We start from the raw sequence: 23,067 nt of genomic DNA on the forward strand, positions 1-23,067 counted from the left end.
TCGTACGGCGCGCCGCCGCTCAGCGCTCCAGCTCGGCCAGCCGGTCCGTGGTCGTCCGGGCCCGCTCGCCGCCGCCGTCCGGCAGCTTGCGCCACTCCGTGCGGGCCGACCGGTACGCCTCTCGCGCGGCCCGGGGCCGACCCGCCTCCTCATAGGTCATACCCCGCCAGTGGCCCGCCTCAGCCCTCAGCGCGACGGCTTCCTGCCGCAGGACCGGATTCTCCTGTTCCTCCTCGGCGTTGCGGGCCGCGTCGACCGCGTCCCGGAACGCCTCCGCGGCGTCGTCGAGCCGGACCGGGATCCGCAGGGTGCGGTACGCCTCGAAGTGGGCGCGGCCCAGTTCGAGCCAGCAGCGCGCCGCGGTCAGCCGGTCGCGGGCCTCCTGCGCGGCGAGTCCGAAGAGGTGCGAGGCCTCGCGCAGGTCGATCCGGTCGCCGTTGATCCGGTGGCGCAGCATCAGCGCCTGGCCCAGCATCAGCAGCCGCTCCGCCTGGCGGGCGGTGCCGGAGGGGGTCTCCGTGCGGCAGTCGCGGAGCACCCGGACGGCCGCGCCGGTGTGCGGGGCGCCGTCGGGGAGCCCGGCGCGGCGCAGCAGGGTGGCGCCCCACTCGGCGAGCAGGTCGGCGCGGGCCCGGGAGTCGCGGGCCGTGGTGCGGGCGGCGCGGGCGAAGAAGTCGGCGGCCTCGTCGAGTTCGCGGGGGTCGGCGGGGGCCGGGGAGCCCTCGTACCGGGCCACCCTGACCCGGGCGGCGCGCAGCCGCAGCGAGCCGAGCAGCCGTTCGTCCCGTACGGTCGCGAGCGACTGGTCGACCAGGGTGCCGGCCTCCTCCAGGCCCTCGCCGGAGCGGAGCAGCGCGTCCACCAGGTCGAGGAGGATCCGGGCCTGGGTGCCGACGGTGTGGCCGCCGGGGGCGAGGGCGGTACGGAGCGAGCGGGCCGCCTGGGAGGCGTAGAGCTGGGCCTGTTCGGGGTCGGTGGTGGCGCCGGAGAGCCGGAGCAGGGTGCGGCCGTGGGCCAGGGGCAGCCCGGTCGGCCGGTTCTCCTGGTCGGGCCAGACGTCGGCGAACGCCTCCAGCATCCCGATGGCGCCCTGGAGGAGCGCGCTGTCGCCGCCGAGCTGCCACTGGGACTCCAGGGCGCGCACCCGGTCCAGGGTGAGCCGGAGCGCCTCGCCGGGGTCGAGCCCGGGGGCGACGCAGGCGACGGTGTACTCGCGGTCGGCGCGGCGCAGCAGCTCCAGGGCGCCGCGCCGGTCGCCCCGGCGGCGCCGGTCGTCGGCGGCGGCGTGCAGCACCTTGGCGAGGACGGCGCGCTCGCGGACGGCGCGCGGGTGCGACGCGGCGCGTTCGGCGGCGCGTTCGGCCTCGCCGAGGAGTTCGCCGCCGCCCTGGACCTCCCAGAGGCGGAGCAGACAGCGGGCGAACTCGGCCCAGAGCGCGGGGTCGGAGCCGCCGGCCGCCTCGCGTTCGGTGGCGCCGCGCAGCAGTTGGACGGCGTCGATCAGGTACTGGACCATGTGGTCGGTGTCGAACTGGGCGACCAGGTCGCGGGCGCTCTCGACGGCCGCGTTGACCGGCTGGTCGGCGCTCTCCGTACCGGTGGCGTCGAGTCCGTACGCGGTGAACTCGGCGGGCAGCGGCATGAACTGGCGGAGCACCCGGGAGGCGACCTCGGCGAAGGGGTGCGGGACGCGCGGGCCGCCGCCGCCCGGCTCCGGGTCGGTGCCGAACTCGTCGCCGAACTCGGGCTCCTCGTCCGGGTCGACGCCGGGGTGGAGCGGTGCGTGGCGTTCGTTGCCGAGCTGGGCGAGGGCGAGGGCGGGGAAGTTGGGGCCGCCCCGGCCGAAGCGCTGCTCTATGTACTCGGAGCAGTGTTTGAGGACGAGGACGGCCTCGTCCCGGCCGAGCGGGCCGAGCAGCGCCTCCTGGACGCCGGGCGCGAACTCGTACCAGGGCCCCTCGTCGTCGTCGGGCCCGTCCCCCTTGCCGCGCGTCAGGAGCCCGCTGAGCAGCACCTCGGCGAGTTCGGACGGCCCGGAGTCGGGGAGCATGGTGCGCTGGACGAGCTGCATGACGGGGAGACAGAGCGGGGCCGCGGCGAGGTAGACGGCGAGCTGCCCGGCGACCGGGGAGGCGGCCGAGCGGAAGCGGCTGACGAGCTGGAGCGAGGAGAGCCGCTCGCCGGGGCGGGGCGCGGGCGCGGGCGGCTGGTCGGCGCGGACCCAGCCGACGGCGCCGGAGATCCGGCCGGCGCCGGTGCCGGAGAGCAGCCGCGCCCAGGCGCCGAGCGCGCCCGCGACGGGCGGCAGGACGGGGACGGCGAGAGAGCCGGGGCGGGCGGGCGCGGCGGCGGCCGCGTCGCCGCCGACCTTGAGCACGGTGGCGCCGGCCGGGCCCTCGCCCCGGGAGAGCACCCCGTAGGTGACGGGGAGTCTGGTCCGGTTCCACATGCGCTGCGGGAGCGGCTGGAGGACGGCGGTGGGCGCCTGGCGGCCGAGCTGGTGGAGGAGGCGGTGGGCGTGTCCGCTGTGCCAGAGGGGGCCCGCGCAGTCGCTGACGAAGACGGTGACGCGGCGGCCGGTGGGGTCGCTGAGCCGGTCGGCGGAGCTGAGCGGGGCGGCGGCCGGGTCGGGGCTTCTGCTGACGGTGGGCGCGCCGTCCGGGCCCTGGTGGAGATAGCTGGTCCGCACATCGCGGAAGGCGCCCAACTGGCCGAAGATCTGCTGGAGTTCGGTGGAGAGCCGGTCCCAGACGCGCATCGACGAGGAGGCGTCCATGACGAACTGGAGGACGGCGTCCCGGCGCGGGACACCTCGGAACACCGGAATGATCAGGCCGCCTGCGCGGGCACTCAGCTCTACGGTCGCCACCTCGTCAAGGGTACGGCGCACGGGCGCCGCGACGGGCCGGTACCGCTGAAGCGGCCGAAGGACGCGCTGGAGTTCGAGGGGCGCGGGGAGCGCGGGGGCGGCCGGAACGCCCACCGCGATCCCGGTGGCGCCGCCGGGGCGCGGGCGGGCGGCGCGCGGGGTGCGCGGGGGAGGGGCGGCGTAGAGCGCGATACGGGCGTCGTCGGCGGAGGGGAGGGACGGCTCCTCGGGCGCGCCGGCCGGCTCCGTACCGTCGGCGGCCGGGCGGACGAGGGCGGCGCGCGGGTCCTCCCCGGCCGCCGCTTCCCCGGTGGGGGTGTGCGGCCCGCCCTCGGCGGGCGGGGCGCCGGTGCGGCCCCGGCTGGTCTGCTGGGCGAGCCAGAGGGCGTCACAGAGCTGCTCGGCGTCCGGGTCGAGGCCGGCGCCGCGCAGCCGGGCGACGAGCGCGGCGAGCCGCGAACCGTCGTACGCGGCCGGCTCCGGGGCGGGTCCCGGGGCGGCCGGGCCCCGGGCCGGTCCCGAGGGCGGCGGAGGCTGCTCGTCCGCCGGACCGTACCCCACCGTGACGTCGGGCATCAGCGCATCACCTCGGCCGGTCGAGTCGCTGGATCAGAAGGTCGGCGAGGCGGTCCCGGCCGGCGGGGGCCGCGGTGTCGGTGAGGTAGATCGCGTTCAGGAGCTGGTCGGTGGCGATCAGTTCGCTGCGCGAGCGCTCCAGGAAGTGCGCGATCAGGTCGTCGCCCGCGCGCGCCGCCTCGTCGCCGAGGTGGGCCCGTACGAAGGTGGCGAGCCGCTGGTGGTCGGGGCGGTCCAGCACCAGATGGATACAGCGGCGCATCAGGGGCGGCGGGAAGTCGCGCTCCCCGTTGCTGGTCAGGACGGTGAACGGGAAGGCCGCGCACTGCACCCGGCCGCCCCGGATCCGTACCTTCCGGCCGTCGTCGGTGAGCACCTCGGCCTCCCCGTCGGGCAGCCGGTCGGCGATCCGCTCCAGCTCGGGGATGGCGAACTCGCCCTCCTCCAGCACGTTGAGGAGGTCGTTGGGCAGGTCGATGTCGCTCTTGTCCAGCTCGTCGATGAGGAGGACGCGCGGCTTCTCCGAGGGGAGCAGCGCGGTGCCGAGCGGGCCGAGCCTGATGTAGCTGCCGATGTCCGCCGACGGGTCCTGGGCCGCTCCCTCGCCCGACGCCGCGGAGTGGGCGGCGATCTGGACGTCCTGGAGGCGGGCGATGGCGTCGTAGTGGTAGAGGCCGTCCTGGAGGGTGGTACGGCTGACGATGGGCCAGCGCAGCACCCGGCCGAGCCCCAGTTCGTGGGCGACGGAGTGGGCGAGGGTGGACTTGCCGGCGCCGGGGCTGCCGGTGACGAGGAGCGGACGGCGCAGGTAGAGCGCCGCGTTGATCATCTCCAGCTCCTCGGCGCCGGGGCGGTGCAGTTCCGCCTCGTGCCGGTAGCCGCCGAGGCGCCGGTCGGCGGAGCCGTCGCCGGTGGACTCCACGTCGCCGCCGCTGCCTTCGCCCTCGCCGCCGTCGCCGCCGCCTTCGCCGTTCTCACCGCCGCCGCCCCGGGCGGGCCAGGTGTCGCCGCGCCCGGCGAAGTCCCGCCAGGGCGGGGGCGGCGGGAGCTGGGCGATGCCGTCGTGCGGTTCGCCGGCGCCGCGGTAGATGAGCCACTCGCTGGGTTCACTCATGGTGATTCCTCGTCATCACTCGTCCGCCGGGGGCGGCAGCCGCCGAAGGTGTTCCACCGGGGCGCTCGGGACCGTGCCCGGCCGGGCCGCGCCGTGTGCCCGACTCCGGTCCTGGCCCGGCCGGAGTCCGCCGTGTGCCGGTCCATCTGCCCCTCGACCGGCCGGTCCATGCGCCCGTCCGGGCCGGCCGGTTCACGGCGCCTCCAGCAACTGGCCGTATCCCGGCAGGGGATGGAGCGGATCGTCGTAGAAGAGGGCGGTGCCGTCGGACCAGAACGCCTCCGCGCGCCCCTCGTGCACGTCCCGCCGCAGCTCCATCAGGATCCGGGGCAGCTCCTCCGCCCCGGCGGCCTCGGCGACCGTGTTGACGGCCCTGCGGTGGAACTCCGCGCAGACCGCCTCGGCCCCGCCGCCGCCCCGCCGCAGCAGGGCGACATGGAAGCCGCCGCGCACCAGCCGGCCGAGGCCCGCCGCGGTCTCGCCGTCCGGCCGGGCCGCGTACCGGCAGAGCACCGGCACCGTCTCGTACGCCAGGGAGCGCAGCCAGCCGTCCTGCGGTACGGGTACCCGTAATCCGTCCTCGCAGTCGACGACCTGGGCCCGTACCGCCGGATCCGCCGTACGGGTCCACCGCGTCCAGTGCTCCCGCGCCTCCTCCTCGGCGAAGGGCGGCTCCCGGTCGGAGGGGCGTACGACGACCGGACGGAGCGCGCCGAGCGGCGGTTCGTCGGGCGCGGTGCGCCAGTTCTCGACCTCCAGGCCGAGCTGGTGGTGGACGACGGCGACCTGGAGGACGGCCGGGGAGTCCGGCTCGTCGCTCCGCCGGAACGCCTCGGCCAGCGAGGCGGCGAGCCGCTCCGGGAGCGCGGGCCCCGGGGTGCCCCGGCTGTCCTCCCTGACCGGTACGACCTCCCCGCTGTGCCGGGCGACACCGACGCGCCAGTCGTAGCTGTCCTCCTCCCAGCCGCGCGGCTCCAGCTCCAGCAGGACGTACGAGCGCTCGCCGACCCGGGGGCGCGCCCCGTAGGCGGGGGCCGCCTTGCGCTGGGCCCGGTCGGTGCGGTGCCGGACGGTGGACCAGAGCCGTGCGATCTCGTTGCGGAAGTCGCGGGAGAGCCGGTCCTCCGCCGTGTAGTTGACCCAGTTCCAGAGCCGTTCCTCGGCCGCCGCGGTGTCCGCCGTGACATAGGGGCGCTCGGCGGCGAGGACGCTCATGCAGTAGCGCAGGACGAGTTCGAGCGCGGCGGCGCCGCCGCGTGTCTCGTAGAGCGCGCCGAGCCCGTCCCGCCAGCTCCGGGGTGCCGGGGTGCGCTCCACCCGGTGCATGCCCGGCAGCCGGACCAGGATGTCGAGCAGGCTGTGGGTGGAGACCGGCGGCGGCAGCTCGGCGAGCCGGCCGAGGAGCAGGATCCGCTGCTGCGGGCTGAGCGCCCGGCCGGCGCCCGCGCCCAGCGAGGTCTGGATGTCGGCCCAGGTCCAGTTGGTGTCCCTGCGGCTGGTCTGGAGGTCCGCGTGGTACCGGTCGTGGGCGTGGAAGACCGCCTGGTACGTGTCGTCGGTCTCGCCCTGGGCCATCGCGGCGGGCACCGGCAGCGAGCGGAGCCGCTCCACCCCGATGGACGTTCCGCCCATGCCCGCCTGAAGCTGCGACTTCAGTACGCCGACCACCTCGCCCCTGGCCAGGTCGACGGCGGGGCCGCCGGACATGCCCGGGGCGAGCACGTCCCCGCCGAGCCGGACCTGCTCGTCCGGGTCGGACCAGGCGCCGACGGTGCCCTGGACGGTGAGCTGGCCGCTGAGCCGCTTGATCCGGCCGCCCACCTCCGTCCAGCCGGAGTAGAGCACCGCGCCGCTGCCGAAGAACCCGGCGGGCCGCTCCGTGACGTACATACAGGCGTGCTCGACGGGCCGGCGGAGCCGGACGAGGGCGAGGTCGGGGGCGGGCCACTCGCGGCCCCCGCGGGGCGCGCCGGGGGGCGGCTCGGGCAGCGCGGCGACCACGGTGCCGGCCACGGCGGTCTCGCCGCTGCGGGGACCGGTTTCGAAGACCACGGTCACGTCCCGCCCCTCCCCCCGCAACGCCACGTGCGCGCATGTGAGAACCCAGCTCGGGGCGATGAAGAAGCCGCTCCCCAGGAAGCTTCCGCTCTGCCCTTCGGACGCTCCCCGAACCTGCCCGTCGGTCCGGTCGAAGGCCTGCGTGTAGGCGTGCTCGTAGGAGCGTCCCGGAGGCTGTCCATGGGCCTGTCCGTTCGGCCCGGGACCCCCCTCAGGGGCATACCCGCCCGCCGGGCGATGGATGCGCACGGTCGCCGCCATGACGAGGTCGTGGAGCGCGCTCCGGGTGTCCTCGGTAACGCCCGGCGCGAGCCTGCCGAGTCCGTCGATCATGCTCCGCCCCCGGCCGGGGGCGTGGAACCGCCGGGATGCGCCGGTGCGCCGGTCGACGCGCCCCCGGCGCTCCCGCCACCGTCCCCGGCGCTCCCTCTGCCGTCCCCGGCGGCCCCGGCGGCCCCGGCGCCGCCGCTGCCGTCGTCCCCGGCCGTCCGCGCCGGGGGCACCGCCTGAGGTGGCGCGGTGAGATCGGCGGGTGGTCCGCCGCCGGTCCAGGTGAGGGTGACCTTGATACCTCCGTTGGCCTCGCCGTCCGCCAGCAGTCCGACCACCTTTCCCGCTTTCGCGGTGAGTTCGATCCCGAATTCGACACTGACCTCGTCGGGCCTGACCGCGCGCAAGGGCCCGACGAGCGACCGCGCGACGCTGGTCACCACGGCTTGCAGACTCTCGACCCTGGCCTGTACCTGGTCGGCCACCTGGTCCGCGAATCCGATGTCCGAGTACCGCAGCCCGCCGCCGGCCGGCCGGGTCAGCTCCTCGGCGCCCGAGATCCGGGCCCAGACGGGCGTGCCGTCCGGCATTTCGATGCGCGTGACACTGGCCTCTCCGTCACCCATGACATCCTCATTTCCCCCAATTCCCCGCAGATTAGCGCCAGTACGGGGCCAATGCGAGGCACATAGGGGAGGACGACGCAGGTGGCCCGATCGGTTCTCTCCCCCTTACCCCTGATGACCAGGGATTAGGCTGATGGCCATGTATTTCACGGACCGCGGGATCGAGGAACTGGAGAAACGGCGCGGGGAGGAGGAGATCACCTTCGAGTGGCTCGCCGAACAGTTGCGCACGTTTGTGGATCTCAACCCCGACTTCGAAGTGCCGGTCGAGCGACTGGCGACCTGGCTGGCACGGCTGGACGACGAGGACGACGAGGACGACGAGGACGATGAGTAACGAGTAAGCGGACGAGGAGTGCGGAGCCCCCGGAACGACCGCCTCCACACCCGCCCTTGACTTCCCCCACCCGCGATATATCGTGTTCTCAAGAGAGACGCGATATGTTGCGTCGCGCCGTGTCCCGGGAGGTCAGCACCGTGACAGTCACGACATGGGAAGTCGCCGGTTCCCGGACGCTCACCCTCGACTCCCCGGTGCGCAGAGTGCACGTACGGATCGAGAACGGCGCGGTGAACGTGGTGGGCACGGACGAGGCGGTGCCCGAGGCGCCCGGCTCCACCCGGGTGGAGATCTCCGGCGTCGAGGGCGCTCCGCTCATCGTGACGCGTGACGGCGAGTCGCTGACCGTCGCGTACGAGGACCTGCCCTGGACGAGCCTGCTGGGGTGGCTGGAGCGGAAGGGACGGAAGGGGCGGCTGCGGAGCGCGGTCGTCTCGCTCGCGGTGCCGCCCGGCACGGACGTCGAGGTCGCTGTGGTCGCCGCCGAGGCGGTGGTCACGGGGATCCGGGGGTGTACGACGGTCCACGGGGTCAGCGGCGACACCACGCTGGTGGGCCTGGACGGTGAGGTGCGCGCCGGTACGGTCTCCGGGAACGTGGAGGCGCAGGCGGTCACCGGGGCCCTGACGTACCACTCGGTGTCGGGCAGCCTGACGGTGGTGGCGGGCTCCGGGCAGACCGTACGGGCCGACTCGGTCAGCGGCGACATGGTCCTCGACCTGGACCCGGCGGGCCGGCCCGCGGACATCAGCCTCACCACCGTCTCCGGGGAGGTCGCGATCCGGCTGCCGCACCCCACCGACGCGGAGGTGATGGCGAACACGGCCAGCGGCTCGGTGACCAACGCCTTCGAGGACCTGCGGGTCGGCGGCCGGTGGGGCGCCCACACGATCACCGGGCGGCTGGGGGCGGGCGCGGGGACGCTCCGGGCGAACACGGTGTCGGGCGCGATCTCCCTGCTCCGCAAGCCACCCTCCGAGGACGCCCCTTCCGAAGCCCCGGCCCCTTCCGAAGCCCCGGCCCCTTCCGACGCCCCGGGTCCGTCCGGCACTCCGGGTCCGTCCCTGGCAAAGGAGCTCTGAGATGCCCCCGGTCTTCGCCCACGGCCGCCTCCGCCTCTATCTGCTGAAGCTGCTGGACGAACGCCCGCGCCACGGGTACGAGGTGATCCGGCTGCTGGAGGAGCGCTTCCAGGGGCTGTACGCGCCGTCGGCGGGCACCGTCTACCCCCGGCTGGCCAAGCTGGAGGCCGAGGGGCTGGTCACGCACGCCACCGAGGGCGGCCGCAAGGTCTACTCGATCACCGAGGCGGGCCGCGCGGAGCTGGCCGGGCGCGGCGCCGAACTGGCCGATCTGGAGCTGGAGATCCGCGAGTCGGTCTCCGAACTCGCCGCGGAGATCCGGGAGGACGTACGGGGCGCGGCGGGCCGGCTCCGTAACGAGATGCGCGCCGCCGCCTCCCACACCCGCGCCACGGCCGCCCCGGCGGACTCCACGGGCGCCCGGGGCGAGAAGGAGTCCTGGCGCAAGGCCAACGAGGAGATGAAGCGCGCCAAGCAGGAGTGGAAGGAGCAGGCCCGCCGGGCGAAGGACGAGTCCCGCCGGGCCCGCGAGGACGCCCAGCAGGCCCGCCGCCAGGCCAAGGAGGCCCAGGAGAAGGCGCGCCAGGAGATGCAGCGCATCGCCCAGCAGGTCCAGGACCAGGTGCAGACCCACTTCGTACGGGGCGACTGGCCCAAGGGCGTCCGGGAGGGACTCTCCGAACTGGCCACCCAGCTCGGCGGCCTGACCAGCACGGCCTGGCCCCCCTACGGCCGGGACCACACCCCCCGCCCCGCCCCCGAGCCCCCCGCCGAACCCCAGGAGACCCCCGGGCCCCGGAGCGCCGCCGAGCCCCAGGAGGCCCCTGCCCCCTCCCAGGACGCCCCGGACGCCCCGGAGTGGGCCCAGGACACCCCCGACACCGGCGACCCCGCCCGCGACCTGGACCGGCTGCTGGACCGCTTCCGCGACGACATCCGCGACACGGCCCGGGACCACGGCGTGACCCAAGCCCAACTGACCGAGGCCCGCCGCCACTTGTCGAAGGCGGCGACCCGCATCGGCGCCCTGCTGAGCCCACCGGAGAAGTGAGGAGCCGGGTCCGAGATCCGGGTCCCAGGGCCGAGTTCGGGATCCGGGTCCGAGGACCGGGTCCGGGGCCGGGGTCCCGGTCCAGGGCCGGATCCGGGCCCGAAGACCCGGGCCGTAGTCCGGGTCCGGGGCCGGGGTCAGGACTCCAGGTGCTTCAGGGTGTTCCGCAGGCCCGGCAGCGTTTCGCGGGCCTCGTCGGTGTCGAGAGCCGACACCTCCTCGATCAGGGCGCTGACCCGCCGTACCGCCTCGGCCCGGAGGCCGAGCGCCTTCTCGGCCCAGGCCGCGCGGACCAGACAGCCCACCCGCTCCGACACCTCGCCGAGGGTGGCGAGCGCGGCGGCGCCCTTCTCCAGCAGCCGCACCGCCTCCCTGCGGACCTCGGCCTCCTCGCCGTCCGCGGCCCCCTCTCCGTCCACGGCCTCCTCGCCGTCTTCGGCGTACTCGTCGTCGTCCTCGGTGTCGAGGAGTTCGAGCAGCAGCTCGCCGGTCTGGTACCAGCAGCGGGCCCGCTCCAGCAGCAGCTCCCCGCCGTCGCCCTCGACCGTCGTCAGGGCCCGGGCCATCAGCTCCTTCGCGGCCTCCGCGTTCCCCTCCCGGGCTTCGAGCCAGGCCACGGAGCGCAGCGCGCGTACGGCGCCGACCGGTTCGCCGAGCCGCTGCCACACCTCGGCGGCCCGGTGGAACGCGGCGACGGCCTCGTCGTGGAGGCCCGCGCCCGCCAGGCACTCGGCGGCGAGGGTGGCCGACCGGGCGTGCGGCCGCTGGTCCTCCCACCCCTGGGTCGCCTCGGCGGCCCGCAGATACTGTTCGGCCGCCCCCCGCTGGTCGCCCAGCCTCCGCAGGATCGAGCCGAGGGCGTCCCTGGCCCGTACGGCCTGCCCCTCCCCCTGGCGGAGCAGGTCGGGCAGGGCGGACTCCAGCACCTCGGCGGCCTCGGCGGCGCGGCCCGTCTCGCCGTACGCCTGGGCGAGGAGCAGCCGGGCGTAGGCGCCCGCCCCGGCCGACTCGCCCGCCGCGTCCAGCCAGTGCGCGGCTTCGAGCGCGTACTCCGCGACCTCGGCCTCCTTGCCGTACCCCTGGTGGAGGAGGTCGGCGAGGGTGAGCCTGATCCGCCCGAGCTGGTCCGGGTCGACCAGCTCCGCGCCGTGCTCCACGGCGGAGCGCGCCGCCGCCTCCGCCTCCTCCGGGCGGCCGAGCGCCTGGAGGAGCGTGGCCCGCCGGGCGAGGGGCTCGGCGGCGGACCAGGGGCGTCCCTCGTCGAGGGCGTGCCGCACGGCCGCTGCGAAGTGCGACTCGGCCCGCTCCAGGTCACCGGCGTCCCAGGCCAGCCCCGCCCGCTGGTTCTCGGCCTCGGCGAGCAGGTCACCGATCCCGGCGTCCGGCTCCTCGGCGGCCCGCGCGGTGTACGCGGTGACGAACTCGGCCAGCTCCGTGCCGAAGCGCCGCTGGTCCGCCTCGGCGGTGGCGGGGTCGTGGCCGCTCTCCTGATGCCGCAGCAGGGCGCCGAGCCGGACCCCGGTCAGCGCCACGGTCGCGATCCGGCGGGTCCGCACGGGGTCCTCGGGCGCGAGCGCCTCCGCCGATCCGGCGGCGGTGGCGAGCAGCCCGCGTATCTCCTCGGGGGGCGCGCCGCCCTGGGCCGCGGCGATGGTCACCCGCAGCTCGCAGAAGGCGGCGCGGCCCGCGTCCCCCGCCGCCCGGTAGGCGGCGACGGTCTCATCGAGGAGCCCCCGGGCCTCCGCGTCGCCCGCACGCCCGGCCCGGACGGCGCGGTGCTCCAGCAACTCCGCTGCCAGCAGCGGCGGAAGGGCGCCACCGGCCGGTGCGCCGTCCGGCCCCGCCGCCCCGTCCCGCGCCACCAGGGCCGCGATCCGGTCCCAGACCGCCTCCGCGCGCGGGTGGCCCCGGAAGCGGAGCGCCCGTGCCTCCTCCGCGAGGTGCTCCGCCGTCTCGGCGGGCGCCGCGTCCTCCCGTACGGCCCGCACGGCCGGCTTCGCCGGGGCCGGGCGGAGCCGGGGTGCGCTGATCCCCAGCGGCAGGGCGTCCACCAGCGGTCGCCGCGCCAGCCGGCGGGCGAGCCCGGCGGAGACCACGTCGTTGCCGTTGCGCGCGTCGAAGCGGGCGGCGAGCCCGGCGGCGTCCTCGTCCAGCAGCGCGCGGAGTCCGCCGACCGTCCGCCGCTCCCCCGCGACCTCGCCGGGGACGGCGCGCTGGTCGGCGAGGCCGAGCTCCGTCAGCCGGCGCAGCAGGGTGAGCACGCCCCCGATGAACCGGAGCCGGGCCCGGGGGTCGCCGTGGGTGTCCAGGTGCGTGGCGTGCTCCGCGAGGATTTCGAGGCCCCGCCCCTCGTTGCCGGTGAGCGCGCAGAACTCGATGTGGAGGCCGATCGAGGGGAGCAGGCTCTCGTTCCCCCGGGCCAGCCGGTATCCCTTGAGGTGGTGGGAGCGCGCCTCGTCGAGCCGCCCGGTGCGCACCAGCGGGAGCAGCGACTCGGCCAGCGTGCGGTGCGGCTCCTCGGCGCAGGAGAGCCCGCCGGTGAGGACCGGCTCCCAGGTCTCCAGGGCCTTCGCGTCGTCGCCCCGGCGCATCCGGTAGGTGCCCTCGTCGTTGAGCTCGCAGGCGCGGCAGTTGGCCATCCGGTCGCGCTCGGCGGCGAGCCACGCGGTGAACGCGCCGGCCGCCCGCTCCGGGTCGCCGTGCTCCTCGGCCACCTCGGCCTCGGCCTGGCGCACGGGGCGCTCGGAGAAACCGGCGGTGCGGTAGCGCCGCGCCATCTCGGCGAGCCAGTGCTCGATGGTGGCGAGCGGGATCTCGGGCTGGCTCAGCATTCCGGAGCTGACCCATTTAAAAATCCAGTGGAAGGTGTGGGTGTCCCCCGCGTGGAAGCCGGACGGGTCCCGGTCCCACTCCTGGAGGAGCCGGGCGAAGGGCACCAGCATCTTGGCGCGCTCGCTGCTGTACTCGTACGCCTCGACGAGGCCGAAGAGCGCCCTGCGGAGCAGACCGGGGTCGCCGGTCCGCTCGGCGGCGGCGACCAGTTCCTCGCCGCGCGCGTTCCGCACCGGGCCGTTGGGGGCGTGGTAGTTCTCCCGGAGGGCGTCGTAGATCGCCTCGGTGGAGAGGTCGGCGGTCACTGGTCGCCCTCCTCGTGAGCGGCGCGCGGGGCGTCGGCGGATGGTGGCACGGTCGGGGCGGATGGCGCGGTCGGATGGGTGGCCCACTCCAGGAGGTCCAGGAAGGCCCGGTTGAGCAGGGAGGTGTCGGCGGGGCGGAGGGGGCGCTGGGACATCAGCAGGGCCTGCCCGTAGAGCGATTCGACGGCGGTGCCGGCCAGTTCGCCGTCGGTGACCGCGGCGATCCGGCGGACCAGCGGGTTGTTGTGGTTGAGCACCAGCCTGGCCCGGGGCGCCGAGCCGCGCAGGGCGCCGAGGATGCCGCTCCAGAGCTGGTCGGCGCCCTCCTCGGCGGCGGCGCGGTCCCGCTCGTGGCGGGCCTCCCGGTCGTCCAGGAAGAGCGCGGGCACGGTGAGCGGGTGGAAGGAGCGCAGCGCGACATCGCACCCCAGCGGGTCGAGCCGGGTCCGCGCGGTGGCGAGGAAGGAGGCGAGTGCCAGCTCCGCTTCGGGCGCGACCGGGTCGAGATGGGCGGTGACGGAGCCCGCGTCGAGTTCGGTGACGGTGACGCCCTCCCTGACCGTGGGGAGCAGGGCGAGCAGGTCGGCGTCGTATGTGTACCCGGCGTTGACGACACCGAGGCCATGCGCGGCGGCGATGGGCGCGACCTGCCGGAACTCCTCGACGGTCCGGGTGAAGTGGATCCGGGGGTGGGCGCGGGCGAAGTCGTCCAGGGTGACCTGTCCGTCGCTGGTCTCGAACGGCAGCCACGGCAGCATCAGGGCGAACAGGTCCGGGTCGTGCCGGGCCATGGACTTGACGCCCAGGTGGTGGACGGAGAGGAAGGCCGCGAGCCGGTCGGGGTCGCCCGCCGCCAGCTCGCCGAGCCAGCCCCGGATCCGGCCGCCGAGCGCCTCCCGTACGGCGGCGAGCGTGTCGTCGTCGTACAGGTTCTCGCGGGAGGCGGTGGGGCGCAGGGTGTCGGTGTCGAGGACGACCCGGACGAAGAACGCCCAGTCGGGCAGGAGGTTGTCGGCCCGCTCGGTGAGGAGCATGCCCTTGAGGTAGACGCGGTGGGCGGCGCGCTGGGCCGGGCTGGTGGCCGAGGGCAGCACGTACGCGACGCCGCGCACCCCGGCGACGGGCAGGTCCAGGTCGATGGAGTCGAGCGGGGTGAAGCCGAAGACCCGCGCGCAGTGCCCGGCGAGCGCGACCCGCCGGGCGGTGGGGGTCGGATACGGGCGGTCCCAGGCGGCGGGGCGCTCGGTGAGCGGCCGGCCGGTGGCGTCGGGCCCGGTGAAGGTGGTCTCGTACGGCAGCAGGGAGCCGAAGTCCGCGGCGAGCGCGGCGACACGGGCCGGTTCGGTCCACTCCTCGGCGCCGGGGCGCGGCGTGAGGTGGACGGTGGTGCCGGGCTCGGGCCGCGCCTCGTGCGGCAGGGTCCGTACGGTGTACGAGCCGTCGTCGCGGGCCAGCCACTCGACGGGCGGCGCTTCGGGGGTACGGGCGGACCGGGAGACGACCCGGATGGTGCGGGCCACGACGAAGCAGGCGAGGAGCCCGATGCCGAACTGGCCCAGGAACTCCTGCCGGGCGTTCTCCAGGCCGTCGCGCTTGGAGCTGCGGCCGATGGTGGCGAGCAGGGTGTGCACCTCGTCGGCGGTGAGGCCGATGCCGGAGTCCGCCATGACGACGGAGGAGCCGTCGGCGGTGAGCCGGATCCGCGCGGGCGCGCCCGGGTCGAGCCGGAGGCGGGCGGTGACGGCGTCCACCGCGTTCTGGAGCAGCTCGCGTACGTAGACGCGCGGGCTGGAGTAGAGGTGATGGGAGAGCAGGTCGACCAGGCCGCGCAGGTCCACCTGGAAGGTGTTGACCTCGGGCCCGGTGCCGGTGCCGGTGGCGGCGGTGCCGGTGCCGGCAGCGTCGGTGTCGGGTACGGATACGGAGGACTCGGGTGCGTCAGGGCTCATGGCTACAGGGGGCGTCCGCACGGCCCGGACGGGCGGCCGTGGGCGCGGGGTCGGGCGATCGCGGGGTCCCCCCCTCACGAATCGCGATGGGCCCGGCCCTGGCCCCGGTGGCGGCGCACGGGTGCCCGTACGCCGCCACCGGGGAGGACGCGGAATTGACCACCATCCTAGGGAGACCCACTGACAATGCCCACGCCGTTTCCCCGGCGCCAGGGCGTCAGGAGAGCGCGTCCGCCGGGGGAAACGCGGGTGTCAGGGCGTCAGGACCACCTTCCCGAAGAGACTCCCCGACGCCATCTTCTCGAAGCCCTCCCGCGCCCGGTCCAGCGGCAGCACCTCGTCGATCACCGGGCGCACCCCCTTGACCGCGCAGAACGAGAGCAGGCCGGCCAGTTCGTCCCGGGAGCCCATGGTCGAGCCGGCCACCTTCAGCTCCAGGAAGAAGATCCGGGTCAGCTCGGCGTGGTCGGGGCGGTCGCCGCTGGTCGCGCCCGCGATGACCAGGGTGCCGCCGGGCCGCAGGGACTTGACCGAGTGCGACCAGGTGGCCGCGCCGACCGTCTCGATGACGGCGTCCACCCGGTGCGGCAGCCGCGCGCCCGGTTCGTACGCCGCCGTCGCGCCCAGCGCCACCGCCCGCGCCCGCTTCGCGGCGTCGCGGCTCGTCGCGTACACCCGGAGCCCGGCCGCCGATCCGAGGACGACGGCCGCCGTGGCGACGCCGCCGCCCGCGCCCTGGACGAGGACCGAATCCCCGGGCCGTACCCCGGCGTTGGTGAAGAGCATGCGGTACGCGGTGAGCCACGCCGTGGGCAGGCAGGCGGCCTCCTCGAAGGTCAGCTCGGGGGGCTTGGGCAGCACATTGGCGGCCGGTACGGCGACCCGCTCGGCGAAGGTGCCCTGGTAGTGCTCGGTGAGGATCGAGCGCGGCTCGGTGGAGCCGGAGCCCGCCCCGCCGATGACGGAGTGGACGACGACCTCGTTGCCGTCCTCGTCGACCCCCGAGGCGTCGCAGCCGAGGATCATCGGCAGCTTCTCCGGCGCGAGGCCGACCCCGCGCAGCGACCAGAGGTCATGGTGGTTGAGGGAGGCGGCCCGGACCGTGACGGTGGTCCAGCCGGGGCGTGGCTCCGGGTCCGGGCGGTCGCCCAGCACCAGTCCTTCGAGGGGGCGGGCGGGGTCCGTATGGGCTGCGTAGGCGGCGAACATGCCCCGACGATAGGGCCCGGCGCATCCGTCCCGCAGCAGGGAGGGGGCGCCGGGCGGACCGTTCCCGGCCCGTCCGGCGCCCCCTGGCGCGCGTTTCGTATACGGCTGCGGACGCCCTCGGCGGACGCCCGCGACGGGACGCCCGCGACGGGGACGCCCGCGCCTACCGGCGTCCGCTCAGCGCCGCGCCACCCCCTCGGCGCGGGCCGCCGCCGCGACCGCGGCGGTGACGGCCGGGGCGACCCGTTCGTCGAACGGGGACGGGATGACGTAGTCGGCGGCGAGTTCGTCGCCCACCACGTCGGCCAGCGCGTTCGCCGCCGCGATCTTCATGCCCTCGGTGATCCGGGAGGCCCGGACCTGGAGGGCGCCGGCGAAGATGCCGGGGAAGGCGAGGACGTTGTTGATCTGGTTCGGGTAGTCGCTGCGGCCGGTGGCCACCACCGAGGCGTACCGGTGCGCGACGTCCGGGTGGACCTCGGGCGTCGGGTTGGCCATGGCGAAGACGAACGCGCCGGGCGCCATCGAGGCGACGGCCGGCTCCGCGACCGTACCGCCCGAGACGCCGATGAAGACGTCCGCGCCGGCCAGCGCCGCGTCCAGCGTGCCGGAGAGCCCGGCGCGGTTGGTCAGCTCGGCCAGCTCGCGCTTGACGTCCGTCAGGTCCGTACGGTCGGTGGAGACGATGCCCTTGCGGTCGGCCACCGCGACATCGCCGACCCCCGCCGCCAGCAGGAACTTCGCGATGGCCACGCCCGCCGCGCCCGCGCCGGAGATGACGGCGCGCAGGTCGCCGAGGGGGCGCCCGGTCAGCTTCGCCGCGTTGCGCAGGGCGGCGAGGGTGACGACGGCGGTGCCGTGCTGGTCGTCGTGGAAGACCGGGATGTCCAGCCGCTCCTGGAGCCGGCGCTCGATCTCGAAGCAGCGCGGCGCCGAGATGTCCTCCAGGTTGACCCCGCCGAAGGAGGGCGCGAGCCGCACGACGGTCTCGACGATCTCGTCCGTGTCGGTGGTGTCGAGCGCCAGCGGCACCGCGTCCACCCCGCCGAACTGCTTGAACAGGATCGCCTTGCCCTCCATCACGGGGAGCGAGGCCGCGGGCCCGATGTCGCCGAGGCCGAGGACCGCCGTGCCGTCCGTCACCACGGCGACGACCTGCGAGGTCCAGGTGTAGTCGTGCACCAGCTCGGGGCGCTCGGCGATGGCGCTGCACACCTTGGCGACGCCGGGGGTGTAGGCGAGGGACAGGTCGTCCTTGTCCCGCACCGGAACCGTGGCCTGGATGGCCATCTTGCCGCCCCGGTGGAGCGCGAAGGCCGGGTCGAAGGGCTCCTCCGGGGAGCCCTCCGGGCTCTCCGTATTGCTGCTGTCACGCTGATTGACGATCTCCGCTGCCATGTGGGTGACCCCTTGTGTCTTCATCAGTTGAGGGTGTGCACTCCCCTGCCAGGGAGGAGTGCCGGGCACCGTGTCCGTGCGTACGGGCATCCGTGCATGGATACGCATGCGGGGATACGTACGTACGGAGCGGGCGCGTCGCACAAGCGCGCCACGGCGGTGTCCGTGCGCGGTCCCTCGCCGTGAGATGACTCATAGCGGTGTGATGCCGACGATATGCCGACCAATCCCGACAGATCAGGAAAGCGCCATGATTCACACCCGGCAAGGGATGCGGACCGAAGATTCTACGGCCGCAGGAAAGCGTTTCGACAGAAGGTCCGGCCGTGATGGGCTGCCTCGTCGATGGCGGCGATGCGAAGGGGGTTTCCCGTTACCCGATTTTGACATGCCCGGCGACCTTGGGAGGACCGTCCGAATGGCAAGATGCCACTCATCACACTCGGTCGCGACACTCGAAGAAGCGTGCTCGGCCATTGGCAGCAACCTCACCGCCGGAGGACCCCGATCATGACCGCTAGCACGACCTGTCGTACGACCACCGCGAAGTCCCGGATGGCCGCGGCCGGCGCGATCGCGGTCGCGGGCGCGCTGCTCCTGACCGGCTGTGGCGACCAGACGAAGAGCGGGTCCTCGGGCGACTCCTCCGCGGCGGCGGAGAAGGCGCCGCTCTTCGACAAGCTGCCCAAGGAGATCCAGAGCAAGGGCGTCATCAAGGTCGGCTCGGACATCTCGTACGCCCCGGTGGAGTTCAAGGACAAGGACGGCAAGGTCGTCGGGATCGACCCGGACCTGGCCGACGCCATGGGCAAGCAGCTCGGTGTGAAGTTCGCCTTCGAGAACGCGACCTTCGACACCCTGGTCACCGGTCTGCGGGCCAAGCGGTACGACATCGCCATGTCCGCGATGACCGACACCAAGGACCGGCAGGACGGCGTCGAGGACGGCAAGAAGGTCGGCGAGGGCGTCGACTTCGTCGACTACTTCACCGCCGGGGTCTCCATCTACACGCCCAAGGGCAAGGACCAGGGGATCAAGACCTGGTCGGACCTGTGCGGCAAGAAGATCGTCGTACAGCGCGGCACGGTCTCCCAGGACCTCGCCAAGAAGGAGGCCGCGAAGTGCCCGGCCGGCGAGAAGCTGACCATCGAGGCCTTCGACAACGACCAGCAGGCCCAGACCCGGCTCCGCGGCGGCGGCGCGGACGCGGGCTCCTCGGACTCCCCGATCGCGGCGTACGCGGTGAAGACCTCGGGCGGCGGCAACGACTTCCAGCTCGTCGGCGAGCCGGTCGAGGCGGCCCCGTACGGCATCGCGGTCTCCAAGGACAACAAGCAGCTCTCCAGCGCGCTCCAGGCGGCGATGGACACGATCATCAAGAACGGTGAGTACGCGAAGGTCCTCACCAAGTGGGGAGCCGACGCGGGCGCCGTCACCGAGGCCACCCTCAACGGCGGTTCGTGAGCGGACGGCGGACAGGGCGCGTGAGCAACCGCGTGAACAGCCGCTTGAACAGCCGCGTGAACAGGCCGCTGAGAGGCATACATCTGTGACTACCGACATCGACACGGCGGGCCGGCCGGAGCCGGCGGGCCCGCCGCCGGCCGCCGTACCCGAGGCGATCAAGGCCATCCCGGTCCGGCACTACGGGCGGTACGTGGCGGGCACGGTCGCCGTCGCCCTGCTGGCGCTGCTCGTCTACGCCTTCTCCCAGGGGAAGGTGAACTGGGGCGCGATCCCCGACTTCTTCTTCAACGACCGGATCCTCTCCGGCGTGGGCCACACCCTGCTCCTCACCGTCCTCGCGATGGTGATGGGCGTGGTGCTGGGCGTGATCCTCTCGGTGATGCGCCTGTCGAAGAACCCGGTGACCTCGTCCATCGCCTGGTTCTACATCTGGTTCTTCCGCGGCACGCCGGTCTATGTGCAGCTCCTGGTCTGGTTCAACCTGGGCCTGGTCTTCCAGTACATCAACCTCGGCCCGATCTACAAGGACTACTGGTCCTCGTTCATGACGCCGTTCCTGACGGCGCTGCTGGGGCTCGGCCTCAACGAGGCCGCGTACATGGCGGAGATCTGCCGGGCCGGGCTGCTCTCGGTCGACGAGGGGCAGAGCGAGGCGGCGCACGCGCTCGGCATGAGCCAGGGCAGGACGCTGCGGCGGGTGGTCATCCCGCAGGCGATGCGGGTGATCGTGCCGCCGACCGGCAACGAGGTCATCAACATGCTGAAGACCACCTCGCTGGTCTCGGCGGTCCAGTACCCCGATCTGCTCCGCGCCGCGCTGGACATCGGGCAGACCTCGGGCGCCGCCGCGGAGATGCTCTTCCTCGCTGCGGCCTGGTATCTGATCCTGACCACGGTCTTCAGCATCGGGCAGTTCTATCTGGAGCGGTACTACGCGCGTGGCTCCAGCCGCAGCCTGCCGCTCACGCCGTGGCAGAAGGTACGGAAGAACGTCTCCGCGCTGTCGACCTTCCGCACCTCCTCGACCTCTTCGACCTCCTCCGCCTCCCCGTCGTCCAAGGTGGCCTCATGAACGCCATGGTGCAGGCCCAGGCCGTCCACAAGTCCTTCGGCGCCGCGCACATCCTCAAGGGCATCGACCTGGAGGTGGCGCCGCGCGAGGTGTTCTGTCTGATCGGCCCCTCGGGCTCGGGGAAGTCGACCTTCCTGCGGTGCATCAACCACCTGGAGAAGATCAACGCCGGGCGGCTGTACGTCGACGGCGAGCTGGTGGGGTACCGGCAGAAGGGCGACAAGCTGTACGAGCTGAAGGACAGCGAGGTCGCCAGGAAGCGCCGGGACATCGGCATGGTCTTCCAGCGCTTCAACCTGTTCCCGCACATGACGGCGATCGAGAACGTCATGGAGGCGCCGGTGCAGGTGCGGGGCGAGGCGAAGGCCGTCGCCCGGGCCCGCGCCGAGCGGCTGCTGGACCGGGTGGGGCTGGCCGACAAGGCCGCCAACTACCCCTCGCAGCTCTCCGGCGGCCAGCAGCAGCGGGTGGCGATCGCCCGCGCGCTGGCGATGGAGCCGAAGCTGATGCTCTTCGACGAGCCGACCTCGGCGCTCGACCCGGAGCTGGTCGGGGACGTGCTGGACGTGATGCGGGACCTCGCCGCGGACGGCATGACGATGATCGTGGTGACGCACGAGATGGGGTTCGCCCGCGAGGTGGGCGACGCGCTGGTCTTCATGGACGACGGCGTGGTGGTCGAGTCGGGGCATCCCCGCGACGTACTGACCGATCCGCGGCACGAGCGGACGAAGTCATTCCTGTCGAAGGTCCTCTGACGGGGAGAGGGGGTGCCGGCCCCGGCCACCACCCGCCGGACACCCCCTCACGCCCCCGCTTGTCCCTCCGTTCCCGCGCCTCCCTCCGTCCCCGCTTCCCCCGTCTCCGCGTCTCTCCCCGTCCCCGCCTCTCCCCCCGCGCCGGCTACTTCAGGGCGAGCACGAGCGAGTCGCTGGGCGAGGCCCAGACGGCGCGGGCCTCTCCGAACCCGGCCGCGCGCAGGGCCCGTACATGCCACTCCAGCGACGGCGCGTCCCCCTCCTCGTGCTCGCCGAAGATCCGGAAGCGCTCCTCGGCGGGGCCGGCGAGGACCGGGTCGCGGCGGGCCAGCTCCCACCATCCCGGCCAGTCGACGGCGCCCGCGGCCCTGGCCCGCTCCATGGCGCCGAGCCGGTGGACCCGTTCGGCCTCGTTGATCCGGGGGGTGGCCGGGTCCGGCATATGGTCGGCGTTCATGAGCACGCCGCCCGCCCCGACCACCCCGGCGAGCCGCCCGTACAGCGCGGCCAGCGGCTCCTCGGGGATCCAGTGCAGCGCGGTGGCGGTGAGCACGGCGTCGTACGTCGCGTACGGCAGCAGCCCCGGCCAGCCGGGGTCCGTGAGGTCGGCGGTGACGAAGGAGACGCGCTCGTCCCCGGCGAAGGTCCCGCGCGCGATGGTGAGCAGCGCGGGGTCGAGGTCGACTCCCGTGCAGACGGCTCCGGGGAACCGATTCACCACTCTGGCCGTGATACTTCCCGTACCGCAGGCGAGGTCCAGCACCCTCGGTGCGGGGCCCACGGTGGCCTCGACCATGTCCAGCATGATGCGGAAACGCTCCTCCCGGTCCGGGAGGTACCACTCCTGCTGCCGGTCCCAGCTCTCCTGCCAGCCCCGCCACTCGGCCGCCGTCCGCGCCCCCGCTCCCGTACCCGCCGTCCCCGTCGTGCCCGTCCCGGTATCCGCCATGGAAACCCCTCCCGCCCTCCGGTAATACCCTGGGGCCGTAACGGTCCATTACCACCCCCGACGCCCCCCGACCCTAGACCGCTTCCGTAAGGACTACAAGTGGAACTGGCCTCTTACTCGGACTATGCCGTACGCCTGGTGAACACCGAGGAACCGGCCCGCGGCACGGACACCCTCACCTCGGTGGAGACCGTTCGCTCGCTCTTCGCGGCCGGTTCACCGGCGGCCCGCCGCGCCACCGAGGCGGACGTGACGCGTCTGCGCTCCGTACGGACCCGGCTGCGCGCCGTCTTCACCGCCGCCGACACGGGCGAGCCGACCGGGGCGGTGGACCTGCTCAACTCGCTGCTGCTGGAGTTCCCCGTGAGCCCGCAGATCTCCGGGCACGACTATCTGGACGACGAGGGCCGGCCCCGCTGGCACATGCACCTCGTGGAGCACCCGTCCAACGCGACGGCGGGGTACGCGGCGATCGCGGCGATGGGGCTCGCGTTCCATCTGACGGAGTACGGGGTGGACCGGCTCGGCCTCTGCCAGGCCGCGCCGTGCCGTAACGCGTATCTGGACACCTCCACCAACCGCTCCCGGCGCTACTGCTCGGACCGGTGCGCGACCCGCGCCAACGTGGCCGCCTACCGGGCGCGCAAGCGCCGCGAGAGCGAACGCCGCCTCACCGACGGGGCCCCGGACCCGGCGAGCACCGGCCGTACGCCCAGGAGCAGCCAGGAGAGCACCGCGCGCGCCGACCGCTGATCCCCCAGCGGCCGGTACCGCGCCCGGACCACCCCGAGCAGCAACTCGTCGGGCACCGCCCCGAAGACCCGGCTGTCGCCCTCGGCCCCCGGGTTGTCCCCGAGCACCCACCAGCCGCCCTCGCGCCGCTCGGCCAGCCGCTTGACGATGAGCAGGTCCTGCTGGAGCGGATGCCGGAGCACGGCCACCTGCCCGGCCCTGACCGGAGCGCCGTAGCGCACGAGGAGCTGATCGCCATGCCTGAGCGTGGGATACATGGAAGGCCCGGTCACCTCCGCGATCCCCCAGGGCACCCGGGCCTCCCGCCCCGGCACCCCCCCGGCCTCCCCGAGCCCACCCCCCGGCACCCGCTCCGGCTCCTGCCCCAGTCCCGTCATCCGGCACCTCCC

Annotated in this window: 16 protein-coding genes and 1 pseudogene; 7 read left to right on the top strand and 10 right to left on the bottom strand. The window is 74.2% G+C overall.

Annotated elements, in window-relative coordinates; translation table 11 throughout:
* Window positions 1–19: 19 nt before the first annotated feature.
* From AB0O07_RS14535 to AB0O07_RS14550, 4 genes are all read right to left on the bottom strand, one after another.
* Window positions 20–3,445 (bottom strand): SAV_2336 N-terminal domain-related protein, encoded by a 3,426-nt coding sequence (locus tag AB0O07_RS14535; protein WP_365631959.1) that lies wholly within the window; start codon window positions 3,443–3,445, stop codon window positions 20–22.
* Between the two features lie 7 nt (window positions 3,446–3,452).
* Window positions 3,453–4,559: a MoxR family ATPase gene (locus AB0O07_RS14540; protein ID WP_365631962.1), complete on the bottom strand. Its 1,107-nt coding sequence runs from the start codon at window positions 4,557–4,559 to the stop codon at window positions 3,453–3,455.
* A gap of 192 nt (window positions 4,560–4,751) precedes the next feature.
* Window positions 4,752–6,950 carry a trypsin-like peptidase domain-containing protein gene (locus AB0O07_RS14545; RefSeq protein ID WP_365631965.1) on the bottom strand — a complete coding sequence of 733 codons (2,199 nt, stop codon included), beginning with the start codon at window positions 6,948–6,950 and terminating at the stop codon, window positions 4,752–4,754.
* A complete protein-coding gene (locus AB0O07_RS14550) occupies window positions 6,947–7,513 on the bottom strand; it encodes a CU044_2847 family protein (RefSeq protein ID WP_365631968.1) in 567 nt (188 codons plus the stop codon). Before AB0O07_RS14550 ends, AB0O07_RS14545 begins: the two co-directional genes overlap by 4 nt.
* A gap of 139 nt (window positions 7,514–7,652) precedes the next feature.
* Between AB0O07_RS14550 and AB0O07_RS14555 the strand changes: the two genes are divergently transcribed.
* The 3 genes from AB0O07_RS14555 (at window position 7,653) to AB0O07_RS14565 (ending at window position 9,986) form a co-directional block, all read left to right on the top strand.
* On the top strand, window positions 7,653–7,850 hold the full coding sequence (locus AB0O07_RS14555) for a DUF6104 family protein (protein WP_365631970.1): 198 nt from the start codon (window positions 7,653–7,655) through the stop codon (window positions 7,848–7,850).
* 140 nt (window positions 7,851–7,990) lie between these two features.
* Complete coding sequence (locus AB0O07_RS14560) at window positions 7,991–8,935, top strand: hypothetical protein (RefSeq protein WP_365631973.1); 945 nt, start codon at window positions 7,991–7,993, stop codon at window positions 8,933–8,935.
* A gap of 1 nt (window position 8,936) precedes the next feature.
* On the top strand, window positions 8,937–9,986 hold the full coding sequence (locus tag AB0O07_RS14565; RefSeq protein ID WP_365631977.1) for a helix-turn-helix transcriptional regulator: 1,050 nt from the start codon (window positions 8,937–8,939) through the stop codon (window positions 9,984–9,986).
* 137 nt (window positions 9,987–10,123) lie between these two features.
* Here AB0O07_RS14565 and AB0O07_RS14570 read toward each other — a convergent pair whose 3' ends face one another.
* The 4 genes from AB0O07_RS14570 to AB0O07_RS14585 form a co-directional block, all read right to left on the bottom strand.
* The gene (locus tag AB0O07_RS14570) at window positions 10,124–13,123 is read right to left on the bottom strand and encodes a tetratricopeptide repeat protein (protein WP_365631980.1); all 3,000 of its coding nucleotides are present in this window, start codon (window positions 13,121–13,123) and stop codon (window positions 10,124–10,126) included.
* Entirely contained in the window at window positions 13,120–15,072 is a 1,953-nt protein-coding gene (locus tag AB0O07_RS14575; RefSeq protein ID WP_365631983.1) for an HSP90 family protein, read from the bottom strand. Before AB0O07_RS14575 ends, AB0O07_RS14570 begins: the two co-directional genes overlap by 4 nt.
* Window positions 15,073–15,324: 252 nt before the next feature.
* Window positions 15,325–16,281, bottom strand: a complete 957-nt coding sequence (locus AB0O07_RS14580) for a zinc-binding dehydrogenase (protein ID WP_365631986.1) — start codon at window positions 16,279–16,281, stop codon at window positions 15,325–15,327.
* Between the two features lie 177 nt (window positions 16,282–16,458).
* Complete coding sequence (locus AB0O07_RS14585) at window positions 16,459–17,679, bottom strand: NADP-dependent malic enzyme (RefSeq protein ID WP_365633018.1); 1,221 nt, start codon at window positions 17,677–17,679, stop codon at window positions 16,459–16,461.
* Window positions 17,680–18,189: 510 nt separating this feature from the next.
* Between AB0O07_RS14585 and AB0O07_RS14590 the strand changes: the two genes are divergently transcribed.
* From AB0O07_RS14590 to AB0O07_RS14600, 3 genes are all read left to right on the top strand, one after another.
* A complete protein-coding gene (locus tag AB0O07_RS14590) occupies window positions 18,190–19,143 on the top strand; it encodes an ABC transporter substrate-binding protein (RefSeq protein ID WP_365631989.1) in 954 nt (317 codons plus the stop codon).
* A gap of 85 nt (window positions 19,144–19,228) precedes the next feature.
* On the top strand, window positions 19,229–20,218 hold the full coding sequence (locus tag AB0O07_RS14595; protein ID WP_365631992.1) for an amino acid ABC transporter permease: 990 nt from the start codon (window positions 19,229–19,231) through the stop codon (window positions 20,216–20,218).
* Between the two features lie 5 nt (window positions 20,219–20,223).
* Window positions 20,224–20,976 (top strand): amino acid ABC transporter ATP-binding protein, encoded by a 753-nt coding sequence (locus AB0O07_RS14600; protein ID WP_365633021.1) that lies wholly within the window; start codon window positions 20,224–20,226, stop codon window positions 20,974–20,976.
* Window positions 20,977–21,121: 145 nt separating this feature from the next.
* Here AB0O07_RS14600 and AB0O07_RS14605 read toward each other — a convergent pair whose 3' ends face one another.
* Entirely contained in the window at window positions 21,122–21,925 is an 804-nt protein-coding gene (locus AB0O07_RS14605; RefSeq protein WP_365631995.1) for a class I SAM-dependent methyltransferase, read from the bottom strand.
* A gap of 99 nt (window positions 21,926–22,024) precedes the next feature.
* On the opposite strand from AB0O07_RS14605, the pseudogene AB0O07_RS14610 reads away from it, so the two are divergent.
* Window positions 22,025–22,672 (top strand): annotated as a pseudogene (locus AB0O07_RS14610) (CGNR zinc finger domain-containing protein); the annotation flags it as partial.
* On the opposite strand, the gene sodX reads toward AB0O07_RS14610, so the two are convergent.
* On the bottom strand, window positions 22,558–22,992 hold the full coding sequence (gene sodX / locus AB0O07_RS14615; protein WP_365633024.1) for a nickel-type superoxide dismutase maturation protease: 435 nt from the start codon (window positions 22,990–22,992) through the stop codon (window positions 22,558–22,560). The pseudogene AB0O07_RS14610 and the gene sodX overlap by 115 nt on opposite strands.
* Between the last annotated feature and the right edge of the window lie 75 nt (window positions 22,993–23,067).

This window comes from Streptomyces sp. NPDC093085, assembly GCF_040683935.1.
Taxonomy (GTDB): Bacteria; Actinomycetota; Actinomycetes; order Streptomycetales; family Streptomycetaceae; genus Streptomyces.

Excerpts from the sequence above, each read along its gene's own strand:
- AB0O07_RS14535 (WP_365631959.1), bottom strand. The coding sequence starts at position 3,445 with ATGCCCGACGTCACGGTGGGGTACGGTCCGGCGGACGAGCAGCCTCCG.
- AB0O07_RS14540 (WP_365631962.1), bottom strand. The coding sequence starts at position 4,559 with ATGAGTGAACCCAGCGAGTGGCTCATCTACCGCGGCGCCGGCGAACCG.
- AB0O07_RS14545 (WP_365631965.1), bottom strand. The coding sequence starts at position 6,950 with ATGATCGACGGACTCGGCAGGCTCGCGCCGGGCGTTACCGAGGACACC.
- AB0O07_RS14550 (WP_365631968.1), bottom strand. The coding sequence starts at position 7,513 with ATGGGTGACGGAGAGGCCAGTGTCACGCGCATCGAAATGCCGGACGGC.
- AB0O07_RS14555 (WP_365631970.1), top strand. The coding sequence starts at position 7,653 with ATGTATTTCACGGACCGCGGGATCGAGGAACTGGAGAAACGGCGCGGG.
- AB0O07_RS14565 (WP_365631977.1), top strand. The coding sequence starts at position 8,937 with ATGCCCCCGGTCTTCGCCCACGGCCGCCTCCGCCTCTATCTGCTGAAG.
- AB0O07_RS14575 (WP_365631983.1), bottom strand. The coding sequence starts at position 15,072 with ATGAGCCCTGACGCACCCGAGTCCTCCGTATCCGTACCCGACACCGAC.
- AB0O07_RS14580 (WP_365631986.1), bottom strand. The coding sequence starts at position 16,281 with ATGTTCGCCGCCTACGCAGCCCATACGGACCCCGCCCGCCCCCTCGAA.
- AB0O07_RS14585 (WP_365633018.1), bottom strand. The coding sequence starts at position 17,679 with ATGGCAGCGGAGATCGTCAATCAGCGTGACAGCAGCAATACGGAGAGC.
- AB0O07_RS14590 (WP_365631989.1), top strand. The coding sequence starts at position 18,190 with ATGACCGCTAGCACGACCTGTCGTACGACCACCGCGAAGTCCCGGATG.
- AB0O07_RS14600 (WP_365633021.1), top strand. The coding sequence starts at position 20,224 with ATGGTGCAGGCCCAGGCCGTCCACAAGTCCTTCGGCGCCGCGCACATC.
- AB0O07_RS14605 (WP_365631995.1), bottom strand. The coding sequence starts at position 21,925 with ATGGCGGATACCGGGACGGGCACGACGGGGACGGCGGGTACGGGAGCG.